Genomic DNA, 21,745 nt, shown 5'->3' with positions numbered 1-21,745 from the left:
GAATATGATAAAATATACATTTAGTTTTCTGCTGTTCGTAATCAGTATATCCTTATTACAGGCAGAGCAATTATACGTTAATCCTCTAATCGGCAATGATGCCAATGCAGGAACAAAGATACAACCCTTAAAAACTATTCTGGAGGCTGCAAAACGAGTCAACTTGAACAAAGAACAGGAAGCTACTACAATTATTCTTTCAGAAGGGATACACTTATTAACTCAACCCGTCCTATTCACCAATGATAAATATACTCTTAAAAACCGGCTTGTCATTCGTGCCGATGTCATGCCTGATGATGCAGGCTGGTCTCCTCAAAAAATGCCGGTTGTAGTAACGGCCACTCCATTGGAACCAGGTGTAGGCGGACAAGAAGCAAGAGGTATACAGCCAGAGGTTAGCCATGTAACTATTGAAGGACTTCGTTTTAGTGGCAGCCCGGATTACTCTTATATGGATGGCACCAATCTGCGCCGTTCTTATCCTATATGGCGTGACGGGAAAAACCTGGATGATCTGCTCGTAACACAATGCCTGTTTGCCGGAAATGCAGATGTATTACCTTTGCATGTGGGAGTTATAGCCAATGGTTATGGTCTGGTAATCGATCATTGTGTCTTCTTCAACTGTAAAATTCCTGTTGTTTTTTGGAAAAACGATGGTGGAACAGGAAGCCGCAGTGCTATGCGTTATTCGCTGGTATATGGTGGCTATTTCTGTGGCGTTTGGACTACACAAGGAACCAATGGGGACGAATTCGACTTTCATCATAACATTATAGCCAATACGAATACGATATGGATCAGAGAAAAAGGTAGTAAACGCCGATACAAAGCTTCTGATAGTATTTTTGCCGATTATACCCAACTGGCAGGATATGGAAGCGGTCCGTTAAGCGACAGTGATGCAACATCAACAGACTTTCTGGAAATGAAAAATGTACTGACTACCGGAAGTGTAATCATTGAAAAGGATCAAAGTAAGCGTAATTATCTACAATTGGCAGAAGGCTCAATAGGGTTAAATTTAAAGACCGGACTTTTTAAAAGGAATCAGTAACAAAAAAACCTTCATTTCTGAAGGTTTTTATTTATTATTTGTAGGCTTCGATCTTATCTGTCAATGTATTGATAAAGTTCTGTAACGGCTTTTCTACCATCATTTTGATGAACGGGTTGAATTTACCTTCAAACAACATCTGAACTTCTGTCTGGTTCTCGCTGATTGGGTTTAGAGTAGCAGTTAATGAAAAATCTAAACTTGAACTTGCAGATTTAAGCACTGCTTTCTGATCGTCTACCTCATCAATTTTAAGCGCAATTTCCGGCATTCCCTGTAATCCGAATTTAAAACCATTATCTCTGGTTTCAAATTTCTGAAGACCATCCGGCATGAAATCTTTGTAATTTTCAGGAGTTTTCAACAGCTCAGATAACTCTTTAGATGATTTATTGACAATAATTTTTCGTCCTTCTAAATTCATTTTTTTATTTTGTATTTAAATTCTTATAAAGATAAGGTTCTTTACATTTACGATAACAACAAAATTATAAAAAAAATCTACAAAGACGTTATCCAAAGCATACTTTTGAAGGCAGAAGATTAAACTAGAAAAAAAAACTTACGGTACATGAAGCTTATATAAATATAATATTTTGAAACAAGAACAAAAACAATTTCTAAAAGAGTATCACCCTATTGGTATTTATTTTTATAAAATCTATAAGCGAAGTCCTGATACACTATTTCATCGGCGCCTTCTTTTATATTATAAGGAGAATTCGTGGGAAAATAATCTTCATATATAATACTGTCTTTTTTAAAAAGAATACCTGAACACCATTCTTACCTTGCATAATAATCGTTTTATCTACAGCAATATCAGGATAAGAAAAAGATAGAACCTTTCCATCTCTTTTCAAAAAATAACAAGGGGGCTTAATCTTTATTTTCCCTTAAACCTTATATTGATCTGAATAAATTTTTAATACTCCTACATCCGCACTATCTGCTAGTTCTAATAAAATATTGTCGACTAAAGTAGTATCCGTAAGTATGTTCCTGCTATCAGATTTTGTTAATGAATTTTTTTTTGACTCCTTTGAACAAGAAAAGACAAACATCCATACAATTATGACATATACTATTTTTTTCATAATACAATCATTTTAAATAAGAACCCAAAACCATATTTTTTTTCTTTTTCAAAATAATCAGGTACTTCTATCTCACCAAGCCATCTGCCCATAATAAATACAACATCTTCATGTCTAAAGCTTTTTGTACCATATCAAAATAATTTCTCATTTAAATTAATAAATATTTTTTTAATCTCTATCACGGGAATATTTGATTAGTAAAATCTATATTAATGAGGACATGTCCACTCAGGATAACTCTCCCTAAGAAAGAATACCATTTTAAACCAAACAATTGTTCACACTGAGAAAATAAAGCGTATCAAATGGTTTATTTTGTTGCTATAATTTGATATATTTGCGTATCAATTGTGGTAAAAAGCGGGATAAAAACAACCTGTTTTCCCGTCTTTTAAAATCGCTAGCCTCTAAGGATCAATACTAACTATAACTATCTGAGATGTATAAAGTTTTTGTGAACGAAAAAAAATTATTGATATCTAAGCATCCCGAAGAACTTGAAAAAAAACTTGGGTATGAAAGTTTCACGACTTTAGAGATTGCATTGGATCTTTTAGAAAATACCTCTGTGAACGAACTGAATGTTTACGGTGAGAATATTGATGAAATCTGGCAGGAGTTTCAAAAGCTGTTCAGAATTATAGAAGCAGCCGGAGGACTTGTTATTAAACCTGAAGGTGAAATGCTTTTCATCAGGAGATTAGGGAAATGGGATCTTCCAAAAGGGAAAATGGAAAAAGGAGAATCCAGGGAAGAGTCTGCGGTAAGAGAAATTGAAGAAGAAACCGGTTTAAGAGATGTAGAACTGGTACAATTTATCAATACTACTTACCATATTTATATTGAAAGAAACGGTGAAAAAATCCTGAAATGCACCCATTGGTTTGAAATGAACTTCAATGGTGAAGATACTTCAAAACCGCAGATAGAGGAAGGAATTACTGAAGTTGCCTGGAAAAACGTCCCTCAGATTGAAGATGAAGTTTTCCCAAGCACATTCAAGAATATTAAGCTTATTGTAAAAGAATACTGGGCTTTAAAGGCTAAATAAAATCAATTACCTTTTCCAGCGCTATTCCTCTTGATCCTTTCAAGAGTATATTTTCTGTCTGAATTTTATGATGTTGTAAATATTCAATCAGTTCAATAGTGTTTTCAAAAGCAAGATTTGATGAATTCACTCCTTTAAAGTGTTTTCCAACAGTAATGATGGTATCAAATCCAAGTGTATGGGCTAATTCTAAGATGTTTTGATGCTCTTTTTCACTTTCTGCCCCCAATTCCAGCATATCACCAATGATGATGGTTTTACGGCCTTCAAAAGTGATAAAGTTATTTAATGAAGCGGTCATTGAACTTGGGTTGGCATTATAAGTATCCAGTACCAATGTTCTGTCTTCTTTTTTCACGACTTGCGAACGCATATTGGTCGGAGTATACTGCTCCACTGCATATTTTATTTTGTCAAAGCTGATTCCAAAGTGCAGTCCAAGGCTTGCAGCAGCACAAAGATTGGTAAAATTATATTCTCCAGTCAGTTTAGATACGGTCTTTTCTCCCTGATACATTAATCCTACAAAATGATCTTCTGAGAAAGCCTCGAAATTATAATCCGACCCTACTGTTCCAAAAGTAATCTTAGGTGAATAATTTTCCGTTTTTTCAACCTGAATGGGATCATTTTCGTTAACAATGATTGTCTGGTGATTTTCTTTAAGATAATCGTACAACTCGGACTTTCCTTTAATCACTCCTTCAAAGCCTCCGAACCCTTCCAGGTGTGCTTTTCCAAAATTGGTAATATATCCGAAATCCGGCTGTGAAAGGGTACAAAGAAGTTCTATTTCTTTCTGATGGTTGGCTCCCATTTCTATCACGGCCATTTCATGCTCAGGTTTGATAGAAAGAATCGTCAACGGAACCCCGATGTGATTATTAAGGTTTCCATAGGTATACTGAACATTAAACTTTTCTGAAAGCACAGCATGAATCAGCTCCTTAGTTGTTGTTTTCCCATTACTTCCTGTAAGGCCTATAAAAGGAATGGTAAGTTGGCTTCTATGGTAAACGGCCAATTGCTGCAGGAATTCCAGAGTAGACGGAACATAGAAAATATTCTTATCCTTATTTTCAAATTCAGGCTGTTCAACAATCACAGCCAAAGCCCCTTCTTCTATGGCTTTTTCGGCCAGTGTTGCTGCATTAAAATTATCACCGGAAAAGGCAAAAAAGATATCGTTTCTGGCTATTTTTCGGCTATCGATCGTTACTTTATCAGCCTGTAAAAATAAAGGATAAAATTGTTCTATATTCATGTGGAAATATATATTTTTTCAAATAGAAATCGCTACATCTGCATCAATATTTTTGAGTTTTTTAAGTTCAGCGATTTCATCATTCAAAAATAAAAAACCTTCCGAAAATCCGGAAGGTTTTTTAAAAGTATTTTTTGATAAATATTATCTTCTAGTTCTGCTCTTATCATTAGTTCTGGCATCCTGTGCAACACGGAAACCAATCCAACCATAAGCTTTACCTTGATTTTTATATCTTCTTTGTCCCGGATCAAGCCAGTACGCAGTATCTTGCCAAGAACCTCCTTTTACCACTCTAACATCGTTAGAAATTGCGGATGTTCTATCCTTAGAATCTTTCTGCATTTTAACTCTACCGTTTGCATCTACAATAAAGTTCTTTCTAGGTGCATTGTACATATCGAATCCTGCAGCCGAATCTGATTCTCTTCTGTATTCTAGAGAAGACATTTTATCACCATCTCTATAGTTTCTGTAATCAGCAATCGTTTCTCTTTCGAATTGTCCAGGAAGTCCTTTGTATACTAATCTACCATCAGCTAGAGTATCATACTTGATATTTCCCTCATCAACCATTTTATAAGTTCCGTCACCGTTTCTTACAATGGCCTGAGGCATATTTCCTCTGTAGTAGTTGAAGTCGTTGTAATCTTCATCAATGATAGGTCTGTAAACATCAGCCGTCCATTCTGCAACGTTACCATACATACCATAGATTCCAAGATCGTTAGATGGATATTGTCTTACATCTGAAGTTTGTGCAGATCCATCGTTTTTCCATCCAGCGATACCAGAATAATCTCCTTTACCCATTTTAAAGTTTTCAAGGAACATTCCTCTTTCTTTTCCTTTGGTACCTCTTAATCTTTCGATCTCAGGTTTTTTACCTAGGTATTGGTTATATTCTCTGTTTTTCGCCATTCCTAAAGCTGCATATTCCCATTCAACTTCTGTAGGAAGTCTGAATTTCTGAACCATTGCACCATTAGGAGCTCTGTTTGCTGCCAGCAATCTTTGGTTGGTAGTTTTCATACCAGCTTTCTGCTGCATTCTTTTTTCGTTGATATACCCTTGCATTTCAGGATCATTCGCTTTGAATTTATCCATGTTAAATGCTGTTCCACCCTGGTTATTGGATTCGTTGATATACATATCCTTAGCAATAATACCCGCCTGCATCAAAGCTTTTTCATTCGCTCTGTCTGTCAACCATTCACAGTATCTGTTTGCCTGTGTCCAGGAAACCCCTACTACCGGATAGTAATCGAATTCCGGAGAACGCAGATAGGTTTCATTATAATCGTTTCTAGATAATTTGTTGTCCCATAATAAGGTATCCGGCAAAGCACCGTTATAGATTTCCTTAAAACTAGGGTCACTTGGAGGGAATACATACTTCAACCATGTCAGGTATTCGCGGTATTCGTAGTTAGTAATTTCTGTTTCTCCGATAAAGAATGAACTCACCTGCATTCTGCGTGGTGTATTATTCCAATCGTGCATAACATCATCTTTCACTAATCCCATTGTAAAAGTTCCACCTTCTACATATACCATTCCCGGCCAACCCTTCTGCTTCTGTTGCTTTCCTGCAAAAAACCAACCCTGTTTTTCGTTTGGTTTCCAACCTGTTTTACTGACAAATTTTTTGGTACCGCCACCTTTGCTGGTCCCTGATCCGCCACAGCTGGTTAATGCAAGTGTAGAACTTAATGCTATTAATGAAAACAACTTTAGTTTTTTCATAGTCGATATAAATATTTTCAAGAGTACAAAGAAAAAATAAATTATTCAATAAATCAAATAAAGATTTGATTTTTTTGAACAACGATAACAAATTAATTTTATTGTATTACAATTTAATTCTAAAATTTTCATTTATTTTGTAATTTAGCAATTTCAATAATAAACATGAAACGAAAAGTCACGCTTTTATCTTTAATCGCTTTTGCATCAACACTTTACGCACAAAGAAACACTATAGAATGGAATGGATCTAAAATTCAGGACTTTGGTGACACAAAAATAAATCTTCCAAATTTTAAAAATGAAGGTTTTTCTTTTAACCAAAATAACGTTTTTATAGTAACAAAGCAAAAAATCGGAGAAAAGGAGCTAAAAGTTTCTGACCTTGCCTGGGATGGTGTTTCCAACCAGGATTTATTCGAATTAGACAAAGGAGGACTTCCTGAACGTGATATTGCAGAAGTTACTTATTATACATTAGATGGGGAGAGATATGCCAGCATCAGTGTAGCTTTGTTCAAAAAGACAAAAGGAGGTGTTCAAAGATTATCTTCGTTTAATGTTTCTGAAGCCTCTACTCCAATTAACACTTTTGGAAGTGTCAATAAAATAGGAACTACCGGCAACCCTCTTGCCAGTGGTAACTTTTACAAAATAAAGGTTGACAAATCCGGAGTATTTAAAATTACAGCACAATTTTTAAGAGATAATGGCATCAACCCTGCTTCTGTAAATCCAAAAAATATGAGAATTTATGGAAACGGAGGTATTATGCTGCCTGAGTTCAATCAGGACCCACGATATAATTCCTTACAGGAAAATGCCATTCAGGTAGTGGGTGAAGATGATGGAGTATGGAATGATAATGACTATGCCTTATTCTATGCACAAGGCCCCAATGGATACAACCTTTATGATACCAATAATGGGCAGGGGTTCAAAAGAAAAGAGACAAGATCAGATTCCAGTAATAACCTCAAAAATATATATGATGACTTTTCCTATTATTATATCAATTTTGATAAAGGAGCAGGAAAAAGAGTGGCTACTATAGACGGGAACTTACCCGCTCAAATGATTACCCGGTATGATAACTACCAGGTCATCAACAATGATCAGAATAATTTATTGAAAGTAGGAAGAATATGGGTAGAAGACCCTCCTTTCACGACAGAAAAGACGATCACTCTTACTACTAATTCTCCTATTCAGTCTACAGATGTTATAAAATACAGATCACAGATAATAGGATACAGATCTCAACAGAATTCTATTGACATTAAAATTAACGGTCAGAATCCATATCAGAATAGTGTTCCTACTGATGAACCAACGTATTCGTATATTTTCTATCCTATGAGATATAACGGAAGTATTACCAATCAGACAGGAAATCAGATTACCTTGAAATACACTCCGGATATCTCTAAAAACCCAAATGGTACCTTCTACTTTGACTACCTTGAAGTTCAGTACAAAGAGAATCTTGCCTTCAATGGCTCTCAGATGAATTTCAGAGACTACTCTATTGTAAGTGGAAGCAATACGGATTATGGATTCAGTATTTCTAATACGTCCGGCCTGGAACAGGTATGGGATGTTACCGATATTACGAATGCAAACAGAAGAGTGAATAAGGCAGGAGCTGGTTCTTTCAATTTTGCTTATACTGCTTCTGATCAGAATTTCAACAATGAATTTGTAGCATTCCGTGCTGATGCCGCTTTTACACCACAGTTTGTAGGAAGAATTGCCAATCAGAATCTTTCTGCGATCAGCAATATCGATTACCTGATCCTTACTGTACCTGAACTGATGGGACAGGCACAAAGACTGGCGAATTATCATCAGACAAAAAATAATTACAAAGTAGAAATTGTAGATGTTAATAAGGTCTATGAAGAATTTGGAAACGGAAGTAAGGACCTTACCGCAGTAAGAGATTTTGTTACCAAATTAAACACTCCGGAAGGAAGGCTTAAATATGTATTTATTCTTGGAGATGCTTCTTATGATTATAAAAACAGAATTTCCAATAATAACAATATTGTCTCGGCTTATCAAAGTGAACATTCTTCAGATTACGTACAGTCCTTCGTTACAGATGACTATATCGTAATGACCCAGCCTCAGACAGCAAATAATATAATATACAATCTCCCCAACCTTCCTGTAGGAAGAATTCCGGCAGCCAATAATACTGAGGCAGCTAACATGATTGATAAAACGCTGGCTTATTACAATGCCCTTCCGGGGCAATCCAGTCCTTTTGGTGATTGGAGAATGAGACTTGATTTTGTGGTGGATGATAACGAGGAAGGCGGAGGTCCTTTCCATAATGTGATGAACAGTGCATTGGTGAATGTATTTGAACAACCAGGAGTACAGCCACTAAAAGAATATAATGTAAAAAAACTATATCAGGATGCTTTTACAGTACAAAGTACTGCGGGAGGACCGAGATATCCACAGGTGAACCAGGCCATCTCCAACAGTATAGGAAACAGTTTATACCTGTTCTATTTTGGCCACGGAGGAATTAATGGCTGGGCTCAGGAAAGAGTTTTAACAAGTACTGAGATTCAAAATTCTAATAACTTCTCTAATGTATACAGCAGATTCCCGTTCGTATCTACTATAACCTGCGAATTTACATTATGGGATGAGCCTGCTACCAATTCTGCAGGAGAGCAGTTTATAAAACTTAAACAGGGAGGTCCAGCTACAATGATTACTTCCAGCCGTGCTATCGGAATTGATTATGGACGTGACTTCACAGATATTTTCACCAGAAATATATTTAAATTAACAAATGACGACTTTAATACGTTAGGTTACGCTCATTTAAATGCAAAAAAAGAAAAAGGGGTCAACGCTAATCATTTAAGAGTAAATCTACTGGGCGATCCGGCTATGAAACTGAGCAGACCTCAAAGGTTATTAGCCATTGATGATATTGAAACTCCGGTTCCCGGATTGATCAGAGGACTTGACTTCGTTAAAATAAAAGGCCATATCAACAATCCTAACGGTACTTTAAACAATACCTTCAACGGAAGAGTTTCTATTAATATTTTTGATAAAAGACTGAATAAAAAGACCCTGAATAACAATAACTGGCCATACCCTGTATTAAATTATACAGAAGAAGGAAGTGCTATTGTAAAGGCTTCCGGAATAGCTGTAAACGGTGTTTTCACTGCAGAATTCTATGTTCCTAAAGATATCAACTATACTGTTGGTGAAGGAAGAATATTAGGATATGCTGATAATAAGGTAACCGATGTATTCAATAATCAGGCTGTTCAGGTTGGAGATATCAATCCTAACGGAATTAATGACAATCAGCCGCCAAAAGTAAAACTGTATATGAATAACACCAACTTTGCAGATGGTGGAATTACCAATCAGAATCCAATGCTTCTGGCTTGTCTTACTGATGATACGGGAATTAATTCTACAGGATCAGGTGTAGGTCATGATATTACAGTATATTTAGACGGTCAGGTTATCAATACCGTTATTCTTAATGATTTCTACTCACCGGGAGAAGGAAACGGATGCTTAAATCCAAGTCTTGCAGAATACCAAAAAGGAAATGTAAGCTACCCATTCAGAAATCTGCCAGTCGGACAACACCAATTAACATTTAAAGTTTGGGATATAAACAATAATTCGACAACAACCACGTTAAATTTTGAGGTTAAAGATGAAGCTGACCAGCATCTGACGATCAACCGTCCACTGAACTGGCCAAATCCATTCACCAATAAAACGTATATTCAGTTTGAACACAATTGTGATGATATTCTGGATGTGAATGTACAGATTTATACCATAACGGGTAGATTGGTAAAAACTTTATCTCAGCCGGTAGTTGCAGAACCTTTCCTACAAGGCTTTAGAACCCCTCGTCAGGCCATAGAATGGGATGGAAAAGATGATTTTGGGGCTACCGTTGCAAAAGGTACATATATTTTTAAGATATTTGCAAAAAGTCAAAACCAAGAAAAATGCAAAGGAAGTGCCACAGCTGTAGAAAAAATGGTACTTTTGAAATAATTAAGTAATACATAGACAATAAAAATTATAAAAAACTGATAATATATAAAAGACAACATATGAATTTAACTACTAAACTGCTTTTAGGACTTGGGTTAAGTGCTGGTTTTCTAGGCTATTCACAGATAAACCCCGTACTTACCGGAGCTCCCTTCCTGAGAATTGCGCCAGATGCAAGAGCGGGAGGTATGGGAGATCAAGGGGTAGTAACCTCTCCTGATGCATTCTCACAATTCTGGAATGCAGCTAAATATCCTTTCAGCAGAACAAGTTCTTCCGTAGGTCTTAGCTATACACCTTATATGGGAAAGCTAACCAATGATGTATTCTTATTATACGGAGCATTCCATAAATTCCTTGGGCAGGATGAAAGATCTACCATTTCCGCGAGTATCTATTATTTCAATATGGGGGAAGTAGACCTTACTCAATTAGTAGGTAATGATGTTACTTCAAACGGGGTATCAAAGCCTAATGAATTTTCCATTGATGTAGCTTATGGTTTGAAACTTTCAGACTCCTACTCCATGGCTGTAACGGGTAGATTTATCCGTTCAGACTTAGCCGGAGGATTCAATACAGATAATACACTTAAAGCAGCAAACTCTTTTGCCGTAGATATTTCAGCATACTATACTTCTGAAAGATTTTCAAGTTTCGGAGGATATGACGGTAAATTTAATGCAGGTTTGGCCATCCAAAACCTGGGTCCAAAGCTTGACTATACCGGAAATGAAGAATCAAGATCTTATCTTCCAACAATGGCAAGATTAGGGATTGGGTATGATATGTATATGGATGACCTGAACAGACTCGGGATTTCCTTTGAAGGTTCAAAACTTTTGGTACCGGGATCCGAATATGTAGGAGTAGATGCCTACAGAAGGCCTAAATATGAAATTCCAAATGTAGGTCCAATAGCCGGTATCGGAAAATCATTCAAAAACCCAAACAGTATCATGTATAGTGGTGCTTTAGAATATTCCTATGACAATGCTTTCTCAGTAAGAGGAGGTTACTTCCATGAAAGTGAAGAACAGGGAGCAAGACAGTTCGCTACTGCAGGTATCGGATTGAAATACCGTTCTTTCGGATTGGATCTTTCTTATCTGATCAATATGTCTAAAGTGAATACAGCATTGGATAACACTCTTCGTTTCGGGCTTACCTGGAACATTGGTGAAGAAACGTCCAACAACGATCGCTAATATATTCCACAATTATACAAAGCCTCATCCATATGGTATGAGGCTTTTTTTATTCCCTTGACTCTGCTCATCATGTCACTACATCCGGTAAATTCTATTCCCTTCTGGCCACTTGGCGAACCAAAAATTCATTATTGACAAGAACCTTGTTTTCTTTATTAAAAAAATATAACATTTAAGTTTATAAAAGTCTATCCTTTATGGCGATTTTTCTAAATTCAATAGCTATTTTTGTAATATGAACTATTCGGCGGAGCTAAAAAAATTTGTAACCAGTCAATATCTGTATTCTGCTATCAGAATTACACTGGCTACTGTTCTCCCATGTTTAGTTCTTGCTCACTTTGGAATTTTAAAAGAATACTTTCTCTTTCCTCTCGGAACCAGTTTTGTAGCCCTTACGGATCAGCCCGGACCTTTTATCAGAAGAAGAAATGCATTGGCATTTGCCATTTGCTGTTTTGTCTTTGTAGCTTTGATTGCCAGTCTGGTGATGAATTTTAAGATCTTGGTATTATTCGAGATCATAGTCTTCGGGATGTTTTTCTCCTTAATTGGAGTCTATGGCCAGCGCCTCGCTGCGGTGGGTTCATTATCATTGGTAGTACTGGCCATCTTTATCGATGGGCATCTTACAGGAGCGGATATTTTTAAAAGCCTCCTTATTTTTGCCTGTGGATGTATCTGGTTTTTGTTGATATTTCTTGTCGTAACAACAATTCGTCCTTATAAATTGGCGGGTCAGATGATTGGTGAAAACTATCTTCAATTGGCCGAATTTTTAAAAATCAAAGCCAGTTATTATCAGAAGAATCCTGATTTTGACAAACTTACCACTCAGGTGATTGCCAAACAGATTGAAATAAAAAACCTTCAGGAAGATACCAGGGAAACTGTTTTTAAAACAAGAACCATCGTTAACGAATCTACCACGACCAGTCGTTTATTGATGCTGATGTTCCTGAATTCAATGGACCTTCATGAAAAGCTGATGACTTCTGAAAGTGACTATCAGAAGCTGCAGCAAAGCTTTGAAGACAGCATGATCCTGGTCAATATTCATGATTATCTTAATCTGCTGGCTGAAGAGATTACCAATATCGGAATTGCTCTCCAAAGCGGAACACGGGCAAAACCAATGTTTAACCTTGAACTGGAATTAAAAAACCTCAACTATAATTATTTCGAACTTAGAAACAAACAACTCTCTCCTGACAGTCTGGAAAACTTCATGGTTCTGCGTCAGATCCTGATGCGTATCAACGAAATTACCAAGGAGATCAATGAGATTTACAAAGTATTTTCACAGGACGTAAAGTTGGCAAAAAGTCTATCCACAGGGTTAGACTTAAAGAAGTTCATGCCTAATGAACCCAAACTGAACTCTAAGGTTTTAAGGAATAATATTTCATTATCCTCTTCCCATTTCCGCCATGCCATAAGAATTACAACAGCCCTGCTGGTTGGATATCTTTTTTCTATGTTTGATTTTCTGGGATTGGGACATACCTACTGGATATTAATTACCATTACAGCCATTCTAAAGCCGGCCTACTCCATCACCAAGCAAAGAAACCTGCTGCGTCTCTACGGAACGGTTACCGGAGCCACCATTGCTTATATCATCCTGCATTTCATACATATCAATAGTGTTTTGTTTGCGATTCTGCTGATCAGCATGATTATGTGCTTCAGCTTTTTGAAGGGACGATATTTTTGGGCAGTACTTTTCATGACCATCTATGTTTTTCTGAGTTTTAATTTTTTAAATCCCGGAAAAGTAAATATTATTTTCAAAGACAGAGTTGTAGATACGGCCATTGCAGGAATTATAGCATTTGCAGTATCTTATATTGTATTGCCTGTTTGGGAGCATACCCAAAATCTGGATCTGATGAAAAAATCTGCAGCTGATAACCTCATCTATTTCCAAAGCGTAATGTCTAAATTCTTACAGGGAAATTTTGATATTGAAGACTATAAAGTAAAGCGAAAAAATGCCATCATTTCATTAGCCAATCTTTCTGATAATTTCCAGAGAATGATTTCGGATCCTAAAAATCAGCAGAAAAAGTTGGAAGTGGTTCACCAGTTTGTAGCTACCTCGCATCTTGTCACCGCTTATACTGCTTCTTTGTCTCAATACTCTAAAAGCAATGAGCAATATCCCGAAATAGACGCAGAAAGCTGGAGCCGAAAAATAGAGGCTGAAATGCAGCAAACCTCAACTTTATTAAATGGAGATGATATTACTGAGACTCTTAGAATGGAAAGCCGCCTGGAACCGGAAGACTCTTCCATTGAAGATATGCTGCTGAAAAGAAAGACAGAGATTGAGGAAAATGAGATTGTTGACCGAAGAGATCCTGATAAAATATCCCACTTAACAGAGCTTAAGAATATCCATGATATTCTGGAACTGATTTATGATGTGGCTAAAGAGCAACGAAAAGTAATCGAAAAATACAGAGCTGAAAAAGTGGAAGAATCCTAACATTACATCTTTGAGGTTTCTTGTCTTACGGCAACCAGATTTTTAACGAATTGTAATATCTTAGTTAAAAATCAACCATGGAAAATTTGCCACTTCCTATTTCATTCCTGTTTGGAATCATCACCCTTGTCACCCTCCTTCTATTTTGTTGGATAGTCAAAAATTCTGATTCAAAGGTTGTAAAATCCAGGACCGGAATGATCTTCCTTATCCTGATTTCTTGGCTGATGATTCAAGCTGCTTTATCTCTGAATGGTATCTATAATAGCAATTTAAATTCACTGCCACCAAAAATTGTACTGTTTGGAATCCTTCCGCCGATTTTAGGTATTCTACTTATTTTTAATCTTGAAAAGGGAAAACTCTTTATCGACAGCCTGTCACTGTTACATATTACTTACCTTAATATAATAAGGATCTTTGTTGAAATAACCCTGCATAAATTATTCCTCTATAAAATGGTACCGGAGATGATGACATTTAAAGGGATCAACTTTGATATTCTGATAGGTATTTCTGCTCCATTTATTGCTTACTATGGAATCAGGATGTCAAAAATAAGCAGGAATATGATTTTATGCTGGAATATTATAGGACTTGCGTTGCTGTTCAATATCGTTATCATAGCGTTTCTTTCAGCTCCATCACCATTACAGAAGATCGCCTTTTATCAGCCAAATATTGCCATATTATATTTTCCATTTAGCTGGCTTCCTACTTTTATTGTTCCAGTCGTTCTTTTTGGGCATTTGGTTTCAATACGACAGCTATTAAAACAGAAACAGGTTACTCCTCCACAATCGTAAAACAATAGTCATCAAAAAATTCCACTCTGGCTTTAAATTCATCTGAAAACTGCTCATCATACACCCGGCAGCTGATTTTATGAAGATGTTTCAACTCAAAAGGTTTTACTTCATAATTTTTCTTCAATGACCAATATTTAGAATGATGGATCTTATACATACTTTCCTTTACGCTCCAGATAATGGTGTAAAAAGTATCGGCTTTATCTTCAGGAATAAACCCTCTTTCATTTTCATAGGTGAATTTATCAATCACTCTTAAAATCTTGGGATTGAACTTTTCAACATCTATTCCTATTTTATTATTAGAAATAGCAATAGCTGCAAACGGGAAAGAATGGGTGATGGAGATTTCTGCATCCTTGGGAGAAAGAAAAGGTTCTCTTTCATTGTAAAGAATTTTGGAGCCAGGTTTTAATCCTTTCAGAAGCTTACGGACCATCAATACTTCTAAGAGTTTTTTAGGATGGTAATCCTTTACTTTTTCAGCATTTTCCGGTTCCAGAAGTTCGTTGATATCAAGTTCTTCACTTTCATCGTACTTCCAAACTAAAATCGTGGCATTATCATCTGAAAAATCTCGGTAAAGGGGCATTCTTTTTTTATTCGGTAAAAATAGTGAAAAGAAGCGGAAAGAGAAAATAGGGCAAGGATGGAAGATGGGAGCCGGAAGATGGAAGTAAGGAGGGTTGATAAAACAAGCGTCAACTTATTTAGAAAATCCCTAAAAAAGCAGACTTTTAATGAGTTTAAAAACCTATAACTTCCTGCTTCCCTCTTCCAGCTTCCCTTCTTATTTATTTAGACTGATGATTCACATCATTTCTATGTTCTAAAATTTCCAGATTGGCATCCACAAAGTAAGCACTTCCGAATCCGTTTACATAAGAACCTTTTGTTGGCTGTAATGCAATTAAAATAAAATCACCCATTCCAGAAATGACATCCACTACTTTCCCATGAGTTTCTTTTAATTTTGCCACTACATTATTCCATGTTTCTGAATCTCTTTCAATCTGGGAAGTGCTAGCTTCTATTGTTAAACGCTCTCTTGCATATATCTGTTTGGTAGCAGATTCATCTTCGATAAACATGATTGAGGTTTTTCTTCCTTCAGAAAGATTTTTGGTATGTTTTGCCATAAAGGAAACCAGAATATAAAACGTATTATCAACCTGAACAAACGGTGCATAACTTGAATTAGGAGTTCCTTCTGCGTCTACAGTAGCAAGAATTACACTTTTCGATCTTTCAATGAGCTCCTTTACTTTAGGAGCGACAGGCTTTGCCTTTTTCTCTGTATGGGTAGTATTCATAATATAGTATTTGTCAGATAAAAGTAGTTATTTATATTAAGACTAAATAATTTTAAATCATGTTTAATCTCATGAAACTGAAATTGAACTGCCGTTTTTTTATCTTAATTATAAATTGTAATTTTGCCTTTCGTTATCAATTGAATTTAAATTTATTCATTACATATGAGTACAACAACACAATACGTTCCTTATAAAGTTAAGGATATCTCCCTTGCAGAATGGGGAAGAAAAGAAATCACCCTTGCAGAAGCAGAAATGCCAGGTTTGATGGCTATCCGTGAAGAGTACGGACCGTCTCAACCGCTTAAAGGAGCAAGAATCGCTGGATGTCTTCACATGACGATCCAAACGGCTGTGCTTATCGAGACATTGGTAGCTTTAGGAGCTGAAGTTACTTGGTCATCTTGTAATATTTTCTCTACACAGGACCACGCTGCTGCTGCTATTGCTGCTGCAGGAATTCCGGTTTATGCTTGGAAAGGTTTAAATGAAGAAGACTTTGACTGGTGTATTGAGCAGACCTTATTCTTTGGTGAAGACAGAAAGCCATTGAACATGATCCTTGATGATGGTGGAGATTTAACCAACATGGTTTTTGATAAATACCCAGAGTTTACAAAAGATATCAAAGGACTTTCTGAAGAAACAACTACCGGAGTACACAGATTGTACGAAAGAATGAAGAACGGAACTTTGGTAATGCCGGCTATCAACGTAAACGACTCTGTAACTAAATCTAAATTCGACAACAAATACGGATGTAAAGAATCTGCAGTAGATGCTGTAAGAAGAGCTACTGACGTCATGTTAGCTGGAAAAAGAGTGGTAGTTTGCGGATACGGAGACGTAGGTAAAGGGACTGCTGCTTCTTTCAGAGGAGCTGGTTCTATCGTTACTGTTACTGAAATTGATCCAATCTGTGCGCTTCAAGCTGCAATGGATGGGTATGAAGTAAAAAGATTAGATACTGTGGTAGATAACGCAGATATTGTCATCACTACAACAGGTAACTTCAACATCGTAAGAGGAGAACACTTCCTTAAGATGAAAGATAAGGCTATCGTTTGTAACATCGGTCACTTCGATAACGAAATCGATATGGCTTGGTTAAATGAAAACTACGGTTCTACTAAATCTGAAGTGAAGCCTCAGGTAGATATCTATACCATCGAAGGAAAAGAAGTAATCATCCTTGCAGAAGGAAGATTGGTAAACCTTGGATGTGCTACAGGTCACCCAAGTTTCGTAATGTCTAACTCTTTCTCTAACCAGACTTTGGCACAGATCGAGCTATGGAACAATTCTGCTGCTTATGGAAACGAAGTATACATGCTGCCTAAGCACTTAGATGAAAAAGTTGCCGCTTTACACCTTAAGAAATTAAGCGTAGAGCTTGAAACACTTTCTCCTGAGCAGGCTGAGTATATCGGAGTAGACGTAAAAGGGCCGTTCAAGCCTGAGTACTACAGATACTAAGATTAATAATAATATGATATTATCCCACTATTTTGAAATAGTGGGATTTTTTGTTTCAACCAAGTAAAACAATATTTCCGAAGCTCCGTATTTTACCCATATTTTCTCGAAATGGTGATAATGTTAACAAAAAATGAATATATTTAGCTCTTTAAACAAAACATTAAATTCATGAAAAAACAAAGAGTATCAAATGCATTTGTCGCAGCCTCTTGGGTCGCATTGGGAGCAGGAATGATTGGTTATATCGTAGGTCTTGCAAGAGCAGAAATGCAGCTGAATGAGAAAGGTTACTATTTTACGATCTTATTATATGGTCTATTTGCTGTTGTTTCTTTACAGAAAGCTGTACGTGATAAATTAGAAAACATCCAGGTAACGGATATTTATTATGGAATCTGCTGGTTTGCTACCCTGTCCTCCATCGTATTATTGGCTATCGGGCTTTGGAATGCTACCATACTCCCAAGTGAAAAAGGATTTTATGCCTTCGCTTTCCTTCTGGCACTTTTTGGCGCTATTGCCGTTCAGAAGAATACCAGAGACAATATGCTTCAGGAATAATTCAAAAACTCTCCCTATGCCGGAGAGTTTTTTATTTTACACCAATTTCATACTATTCAAAGTATAAAAATACATCACCTGCTTACGGAGTATTAAAAAATAAACATTTATTTTATTTTAGCTATATTCATTTCACAAAATATTAATATGCATAAAAAAATTTTACCATTTCTGCTTTTTATTGCATTCTTTCAGATGATAAAAGCTCAAAATGAGTTTATCACAGTCTGGAAGCCAAGCCTTCCGCCATCTTCTTCTATAGGAATTCCATATAACTCTAATGAGAATCAGATCTGGATGCCCGGAAAAGGAACCGATTACAACATCTATTGGGAAGAAATAGATTATCCAGCCCACAATGCTACAATATCGAATGTATCTTCCGATTATCAAATACTTATCGATTTTGGACACCCATTAAATCCTATTCCTTCGGATGCCACTTACCGGGTAAAAATAAGTAACGGGAATGGAAGTTTCAATCAAATACAATTTATGAATTCTCAGGCAGTCACCGGAAATCAACCTCTTGATATCGTAGGAGATTTATTTAAAATAATAAACGTTGAACAATGGGGAGGTATAAAATGGGCTTCCATGCAACAGGCATTTTATCGTTGTCAGAATCTCGATATTACGGCAACTGATACTCCTGATCTTTCTGAGGTAACCAATATGTCTCTCATGTTTTATTCCTGTCATAATCTGGTGGGAAACCCTACCATCAATAACTGGGATATCTCCAATGTTACCTCCTTGGCAGGAACCTTCAATGCATGCTACCTATTTAACCAGCCTATAGGAAACTGGAATACCTCAAATGTGACCTCAATGGGAACCACATTTCTAATGGCACAAAAATTCAATCAACCCATAGGAAACTGGGATACCTCTAAAGTGACAACTACAACTTCCATGTTTTTATATGCTTCTGAATTTAATCAGCCTATTGGGAATTGGAATATGTCCAATAACCTTCAAATGGAACTGATGTTTGTCAATGCTGCAAAATTTAATCAACCCATAGGAAACTGGAATACCTCAAATGTCACTGATATGCACGCCATGTTCCAATTTGCCACAGATTTTAACCAGGACATCAATACCTGGAATACGGGTAATGTGAAATTGATGAGAGATATGTTTTTTATGGCTGAACAATTCAACAGTAATCTTTCAAACTGGAATGTAAGCAATGTAAAAGACATGTCCAATATGTTTAGCGGAGCAAAAAAATTCAATCAAAATATTAGCGGATGGGACGTAAGCTCTGTGAGAAACATGGTTGGTATGTTTAGTGATGCAGAAACTTTTAATCAAAATTTAGGGAACTGGAAACTCAATTCTTTACAAACAGCAACCAGCCTTATCAAAAATACGGCTATTAGCTGCCAGAACTACAACAGTACTCTTTATGGATGGAGTCAAAATCAATCAATATCTAATACTGTTAATATTTCACCTGTCTCACCTCTTGTTTATTCAACCCCACAAGCTGTTACAGCAAGAGACTATCTGATAAACTACAAAGGCTGGACGATCACGGGAGATACTTATAATCCGGAATGTGCATCTCAACTTGGAACTTCTGATATAAAAACAGATAATAAAGCAGGTGTCTACCCTAATCCTGCAACAGATATCATTTATACGAAAAACACTCATGCCGATCGTTATACCATCCTGGATCCGGCTGGCAGAATTATTATTAAAGGAAGTCTGGTGAATGAACAAATCAATATTCAAGACTTAGCTCCTGGAAACTATATCTTACAGCTTCAATTGAAAAACAATACTCAATCTTTAAAATTCATTAAAAAATAGAAATAATAAAGCCTCGCTGAGAAGTGAGGCTTTTTATATATTGAGTTCAGAGGTCAACTATTGATCAAAATGATTAGGATGCTGGGCTTTGATGTCTTCCACAGTCCCCAATACTTTATCTTTCAAAGAATCTTGATATTTTTGAAGTTTAGCAGCTACTTCTTCATTACCGCTTCCAATAATTTTAGCAGCTAAAATTCCGGCATTCAATGCTCCGTTCAACGCTACGGTTGCCACCGGAATTCCACCCGGCATCTGAAGAATTGAAAGTACAGAATCCCACCCGTCAATAGAATTGCTTGACAAAATTGGTACTCCAATTACAGGAAGTGTTGTACAGCTTGCCACCATTCCCGGAAGATGAGCTGCTCCTCCAGCTCCGGCAACAATCACTTTCAGTCCTCTTTCCTGAGCTGTTTTTGCATAATCAAACATCCTTTCCGGTGTTCTGTGCGCTGAAACTACAGTCAATTCATAAGGAATATCCAAACTTTTAAGGAAATTTGCAGCCTGTTCCATGATCGGCAGATCACTCTGACTGCCCATAATAATACCTACCATCTTCAATTTTTATTAGATGCTCAAAGATAAAAAATTAAATTTTAAAGCTGGAAGTTAGCAGACTGGAAAGCTGGAAATATATTTCCGAACAACACAATACCTATTCATTCATAGTGCAATTTCTAAAAAACTGCTATAGCTTCCATCTTCCGGACCTCCTCCCCTTTCATCTGTATCACAGAAAATCATCTCAACTGTACCCATCAGTATCATAAAAAAACAGCTACATTTGTTTGTTACACTTCATTTACTTTGAAAGATTATAAACTTATTTTCGCTGTTCTCACCGTTGCTTTTGTCTGGGGAACTACATTTTTAGCCATTCGTGTGGCTGTAGAAACCATCCCGGCATGGTTTGTAGCAGGAATCCGTCAGTTTTTAGCCTCTATTATTATGCTTATTGTTCTTCTTTCAAGAAAGGAATTCAAATGGATTGGCTGGAAAAGTTTGGGTTACCAGATTGTATTTGCCACCTTGATGTTAGTTATCGCTAACGGAATGACTACTGTTGCGGAAGAAACCGTATCAAGCAGTCTGGCATCACTTATTAGTGCCTGCTCTCCCATTCTCGTATTTTTGGGAAGTGTAGCCGTTGGGTTACAAAAATTCAGCATCCGGGCTTTTCTCGGTGTTCTATTATGCTTCAGTGGAATTCTTTTTATTTTCTGGGACGGCCTGCAGGATCTCGCCAACCCCGATTACAGAATGGGAATGATCTTCCTTTTTTGTGCCATTTCCGGATGGGCATCTGGAACAATTTTCACCAAGAAACTGAATATCCAAAGCGGAAATATCACCCTTAATCTGTTTTACCAGTTCCTGTTTGCAGGAATTGTTCAGATCATCCTGGCTTTTCTATTTTCAGAGAACTATAACTTCGGAAACTGGACCTTAAAAAGTATTTCAGCAATGTTATACCTATCTATTTTTGGTTCTGTAGCAGCTTTTTTTGCATTCCATTATGCTTTGACCAAAATCTCTCCGGTACAGGTTTCCATATTGGCTTATATCAATACCATTATTGCCATATTCCTGGGTTGGCTGATTATGGATGAACAGATCTCTTTCAAATTTATTCTGGCTGCTGCCTTAATTATTTGCGGAGTATTCATCATTAATTATAAACCGGAAATGTTTAAAAGGCAAAAGGTGACTGCATAAGATAATCAATGAGTATGAGAAAATGAATTCTTCTTTTTTCAATGGTCTT

General features: G+C 36.6%; 17 protein-coding genes. 10 read left to right on the top strand and 7 right to left on the bottom strand.

All coding sequences use genetic code 11. The features are described from left to right. Positions 1–4: 4 nt before the first annotated feature. Positions 5–1,060, top strand: a complete 1,056-nt coding sequence (locus EG344_RS17845; protein ID WP_123910721.1) for a hypothetical protein — start codon at positions 5–7, stop codon at positions 1,058–1,060. A gap of 34 nt (positions 1,061–1,094) precedes the next feature. Here EG344_RS17845 and EG344_RS17840 read toward each other — a convergent pair whose 3' ends face one another. Beyond that, positions 1,095–1,484 carry an SRPBCC family protein gene (locus EG344_RS17840; protein ID WP_123910720.1) on the bottom strand — a complete coding sequence of 130 codons (390 nt, stop codon included), beginning with the start codon at positions 1,482–1,484 and terminating at the stop codon, positions 1,095–1,097. A gap of 472 nt (positions 1,485–1,956) precedes the next feature. Then, on the bottom strand, positions 1,957–2,157 hold the full coding sequence (locus EG344_RS17835; RefSeq protein ID WP_123910719.1) for a hypothetical protein: 201 nt from the start codon (positions 2,155–2,157) through the stop codon (positions 1,957–1,959). A 442-nt stretch (positions 2,158–2,599) separates the two neighbouring features. Between EG344_RS17835 and EG344_RS17830 the strand changes: the two genes are divergently transcribed. Then, complete coding sequence (locus EG344_RS17830) at positions 2,600–3,211, top strand: NUDIX hydrolase (RefSeq protein ID WP_123910718.1); 612 nt, start codon at positions 2,600–2,602, stop codon at positions 3,209–3,211. On the opposite strand, the gene EG344_RS17825 is transcribed toward EG344_RS17830, so the two are convergent. After that, entirely contained in the window at positions 3,204–4,475 is a 1,272-nt protein-coding gene (locus tag EG344_RS17825) for a UDP-N-acetylmuramoyl-tripeptide--D-alanyl-D-alanine ligase (protein WP_123910717.1), read from the bottom strand. The two genes, EG344_RS17830 and EG344_RS17825, sit on opposite strands and share 8 nt — an antisense overlap. 144 nt (positions 4,476–4,619) lie before the next feature. Beyond that, positions 4,620–6,221 (bottom strand): gliding motility lipoprotein GldJ, encoded by a 1,602-nt coding sequence (gene gldJ / locus EG344_RS17820; RefSeq protein WP_123910716.1) that lies wholly within the window; start codon positions 6,219–6,221, stop codon positions 4,620–4,622. 165 nt (positions 6,222–6,386) lie between these two features. On the opposite strand from gldJ, the gene porU reads away from it, so the two are divergent. The 4 genes from porU to EG344_RS17800 all read left to right on the top strand — a co-directional run bounded on the left by porU (position 6,387) and on the right by EG344_RS17800 (position 14,791). Continuing rightward, the gene (gene porU, locus EG344_RS17815) at positions 6,387–10,283 is read left to right on the top strand and encodes a type IX secretion system sortase PorU (protein WP_123910715.1); all 3,897 of its coding nucleotides are present in this window, start codon (positions 6,387–6,389) and stop codon (positions 10,281–10,283) included. Between the two features lie 59 nt (positions 10,284–10,342). After that, positions 10,343–11,491 carry a type IX secretion system outer membrane channel protein PorV gene (gene porV / locus EG344_RS17810; RefSeq protein ID WP_123910714.1) on the top strand — a complete coding sequence of 383 codons (1,149 nt, stop codon included), beginning with the start codon at positions 10,343–10,345 and terminating at the stop codon, positions 11,489–11,491. Positions 11,492–11,729: 238 nt separating this feature from the next. After that, positions 11,730–13,985, top strand: a complete 2,256-nt coding sequence (locus EG344_RS17805) for an FUSC family protein (RefSeq protein WP_123910713.1) — start codon at positions 11,730–11,732, stop codon at positions 13,983–13,985. 77 nt (positions 13,986–14,062) lie between these two features. After that, positions 14,063–14,791 (top strand): hypothetical protein, encoded by a 729-nt coding sequence (locus tag EG344_RS17800; protein ID WP_123910712.1) that lies wholly within the window; start codon positions 14,063–14,065, stop codon positions 14,789–14,791. On the opposite strand, the gene EG344_RS17795 is transcribed toward EG344_RS17800, so the two are convergent. Next, positions 14,772–15,386, bottom strand: coding sequence for a 4'-phosphopantetheinyl transferase superfamily protein (locus tag EG344_RS17795; protein WP_123910711.1), 615 nt, complete (start codon positions 15,384–15,386; stop codon positions 14,772–14,774). The genes EG344_RS17800 and EG344_RS17795 overlap by 20 nt on opposite strands. 202 nt (positions 15,387–15,588) lie before the next feature. Next, a complete protein-coding gene (locus tag EG344_RS17790) occupies positions 15,589–16,107 on the bottom strand; it encodes a HugZ family protein (RefSeq protein WP_123910710.1) in 519 nt (172 codons plus the stop codon). 165 nt (positions 16,108–16,272) lie between these two features. On the opposite strand from EG344_RS17790, the gene ahcY reads away from it, so the two are divergent. From ahcY to EG344_RS17775, 3 genes are all read left to right on the top strand, one after another. Then, complete coding sequence (gene ahcY / locus EG344_RS17785) at positions 16,273–17,586, top strand: adenosylhomocysteinase (RefSeq protein WP_123857086.1); 1,314 nt, start codon at positions 16,273–16,275, stop codon at positions 17,584–17,586. A gap of 171 nt (positions 17,587–17,757) precedes the next feature. After that, positions 17,758–18,150: an inner membrane protein YiaA gene (gene yiaA / locus EG344_RS17780; protein WP_065392731.1), complete on the top strand. Its 393-nt coding sequence runs from the start codon at positions 17,758–17,760 to the stop codon at positions 18,148–18,150. Positions 18,151–18,297: 147 nt separating this feature from the next. After that, complete coding sequence (locus EG344_RS17775; RefSeq protein ID WP_123910709.1) at positions 18,298–19,974, top strand: BspA family leucine-rich repeat surface protein; 1,677 nt, start codon at positions 18,298–18,300, stop codon at positions 19,972–19,974. Between the two features lie 57 nt (positions 19,975–20,031). Here the strand turns inward: EG344_RS17775 and purE are convergent, their stop codons facing one another. Then, complete coding sequence (gene purE, locus EG344_RS17770; protein WP_123910708.1) at positions 20,032–20,535, bottom strand: 5-(carboxyamino)imidazole ribonucleotide mutase; 504 nt, start codon at positions 20,533–20,535, stop codon at positions 20,032–20,034. Positions 20,536–20,787: 252 nt separating this feature from the next. Between purE and EG344_RS17765 the strand changes: the two genes are divergently transcribed. Next, positions 20,788–21,696, top strand: coding sequence for a DMT family transporter (locus EG344_RS17765; RefSeq protein ID WP_123910707.1), 909 nt, complete (start codon positions 20,788–20,790; stop codon positions 21,694–21,696). Positions 21,697–21,745: the final 49 nt, after the last annotated feature.

The organism is Chryseobacterium sp. G0162, from assembly GCF_003815715.1.
Lineage (GTDB): Bacteria > Bacteroidota > Bacteroidia > Flavobacteriales > Weeksellaceae > Chryseobacterium.
This window is presented reverse-complemented; position numbering and strand designations above follow the sequence as displayed.

Bases quoted from the DNA above. Each gene is read 5' to 3' on its own strand.
- EG344_RS17845 (WP_123910721.1), top strand. From the start codon at position 5: ATGATAAAATATACATTTAGTTTTCTGCTGTTCGTAATCAGTATATCC.
- EG344_RS17840 (WP_123910720.1), bottom strand. From the start codon at position 1,484: ATGAATTTAGAAGGACGAAAAATTATTGTCAATAAATCATCTAAAGAG.
- EG344_RS17835 (WP_123910719.1), bottom strand. From the start codon at position 2,157: ATGAAAAAAATAGTATATGTCATAATTGTATGGATGTTTGTCTTTTCT.
- EG344_RS17830 (WP_123910718.1), top strand. From the start codon at position 2,600: ATGTATAAAGTTTTTGTGAACGAAAAAAAATTATTGATATCTAAGCAT.
- EG344_RS17825 (WP_123910717.1), bottom strand. From the start codon at position 4,475: ATGAATATAGAACAATTTTATCCTTTATTTTTACAGGCTGATAAAGTA.
- gldJ (WP_123910716.1), bottom strand. From the start codon at position 6,221: ATGAAAAAACTAAAGTTGTTTTCATTAATAGCATTAAGTTCTACACTT.
- porU (WP_123910715.1), top strand. From the start codon at position 6,387: ATGAAACGAAAAGTCACGCTTTTATCTTTAATCGCTTTTGCATCAACA.
- porV (WP_123910714.1), top strand. From the start codon at position 10,343: ATGAATTTAACTACTAAACTGCTTTTAGGACTTGGGTTAAGTGCTGGT.
- EG344_RS17805 (WP_123910713.1), top strand. From the start codon at position 11,730: ATGAACTATTCGGCGGAGCTAAAAAAATTTGTAACCAGTCAATATCTG.
- EG344_RS17800 (WP_123910712.1), top strand. From the start codon at position 14,063: ATGGAAAATTTGCCACTTCCTATTTCATTCCTGTTTGGAATCATCACC.
- EG344_RS17795 (WP_123910711.1), bottom strand. From the start codon at position 15,386: ATGCCCCTTTACCGAGATTTTTCAGATGATAATGCCACGATTTTAGTT.
- EG344_RS17790 (WP_123910710.1), bottom strand. From the start codon at position 16,107: ATGAATACTACCCATACAGAGAAAAAGGCAAAGCCTGTCGCTCCTAAA.
- ahcY (WP_123857086.1), top strand. From the start codon at position 16,273: ATGAGTACAACAACACAATACGTTCCTTATAAAGTTAAGGATATCTCC.
- yiaA (WP_065392731.1), top strand. From the start codon at position 17,758: ATGAAAAAACAAAGAGTATCAAATGCATTTGTCGCAGCCTCTTGGGTC.
- EG344_RS17775 (WP_123910709.1), top strand. From the start codon at position 18,298: ATGCATAAAAAAATTTTACCATTTCTGCTTTTTATTGCATTCTTTCAG.
- purE (WP_123910708.1), bottom strand. From the start codon at position 20,535: ATGGTAGGTATTATTATGGGCAGTCAGAGTGATCTGCCGATCATGGAA.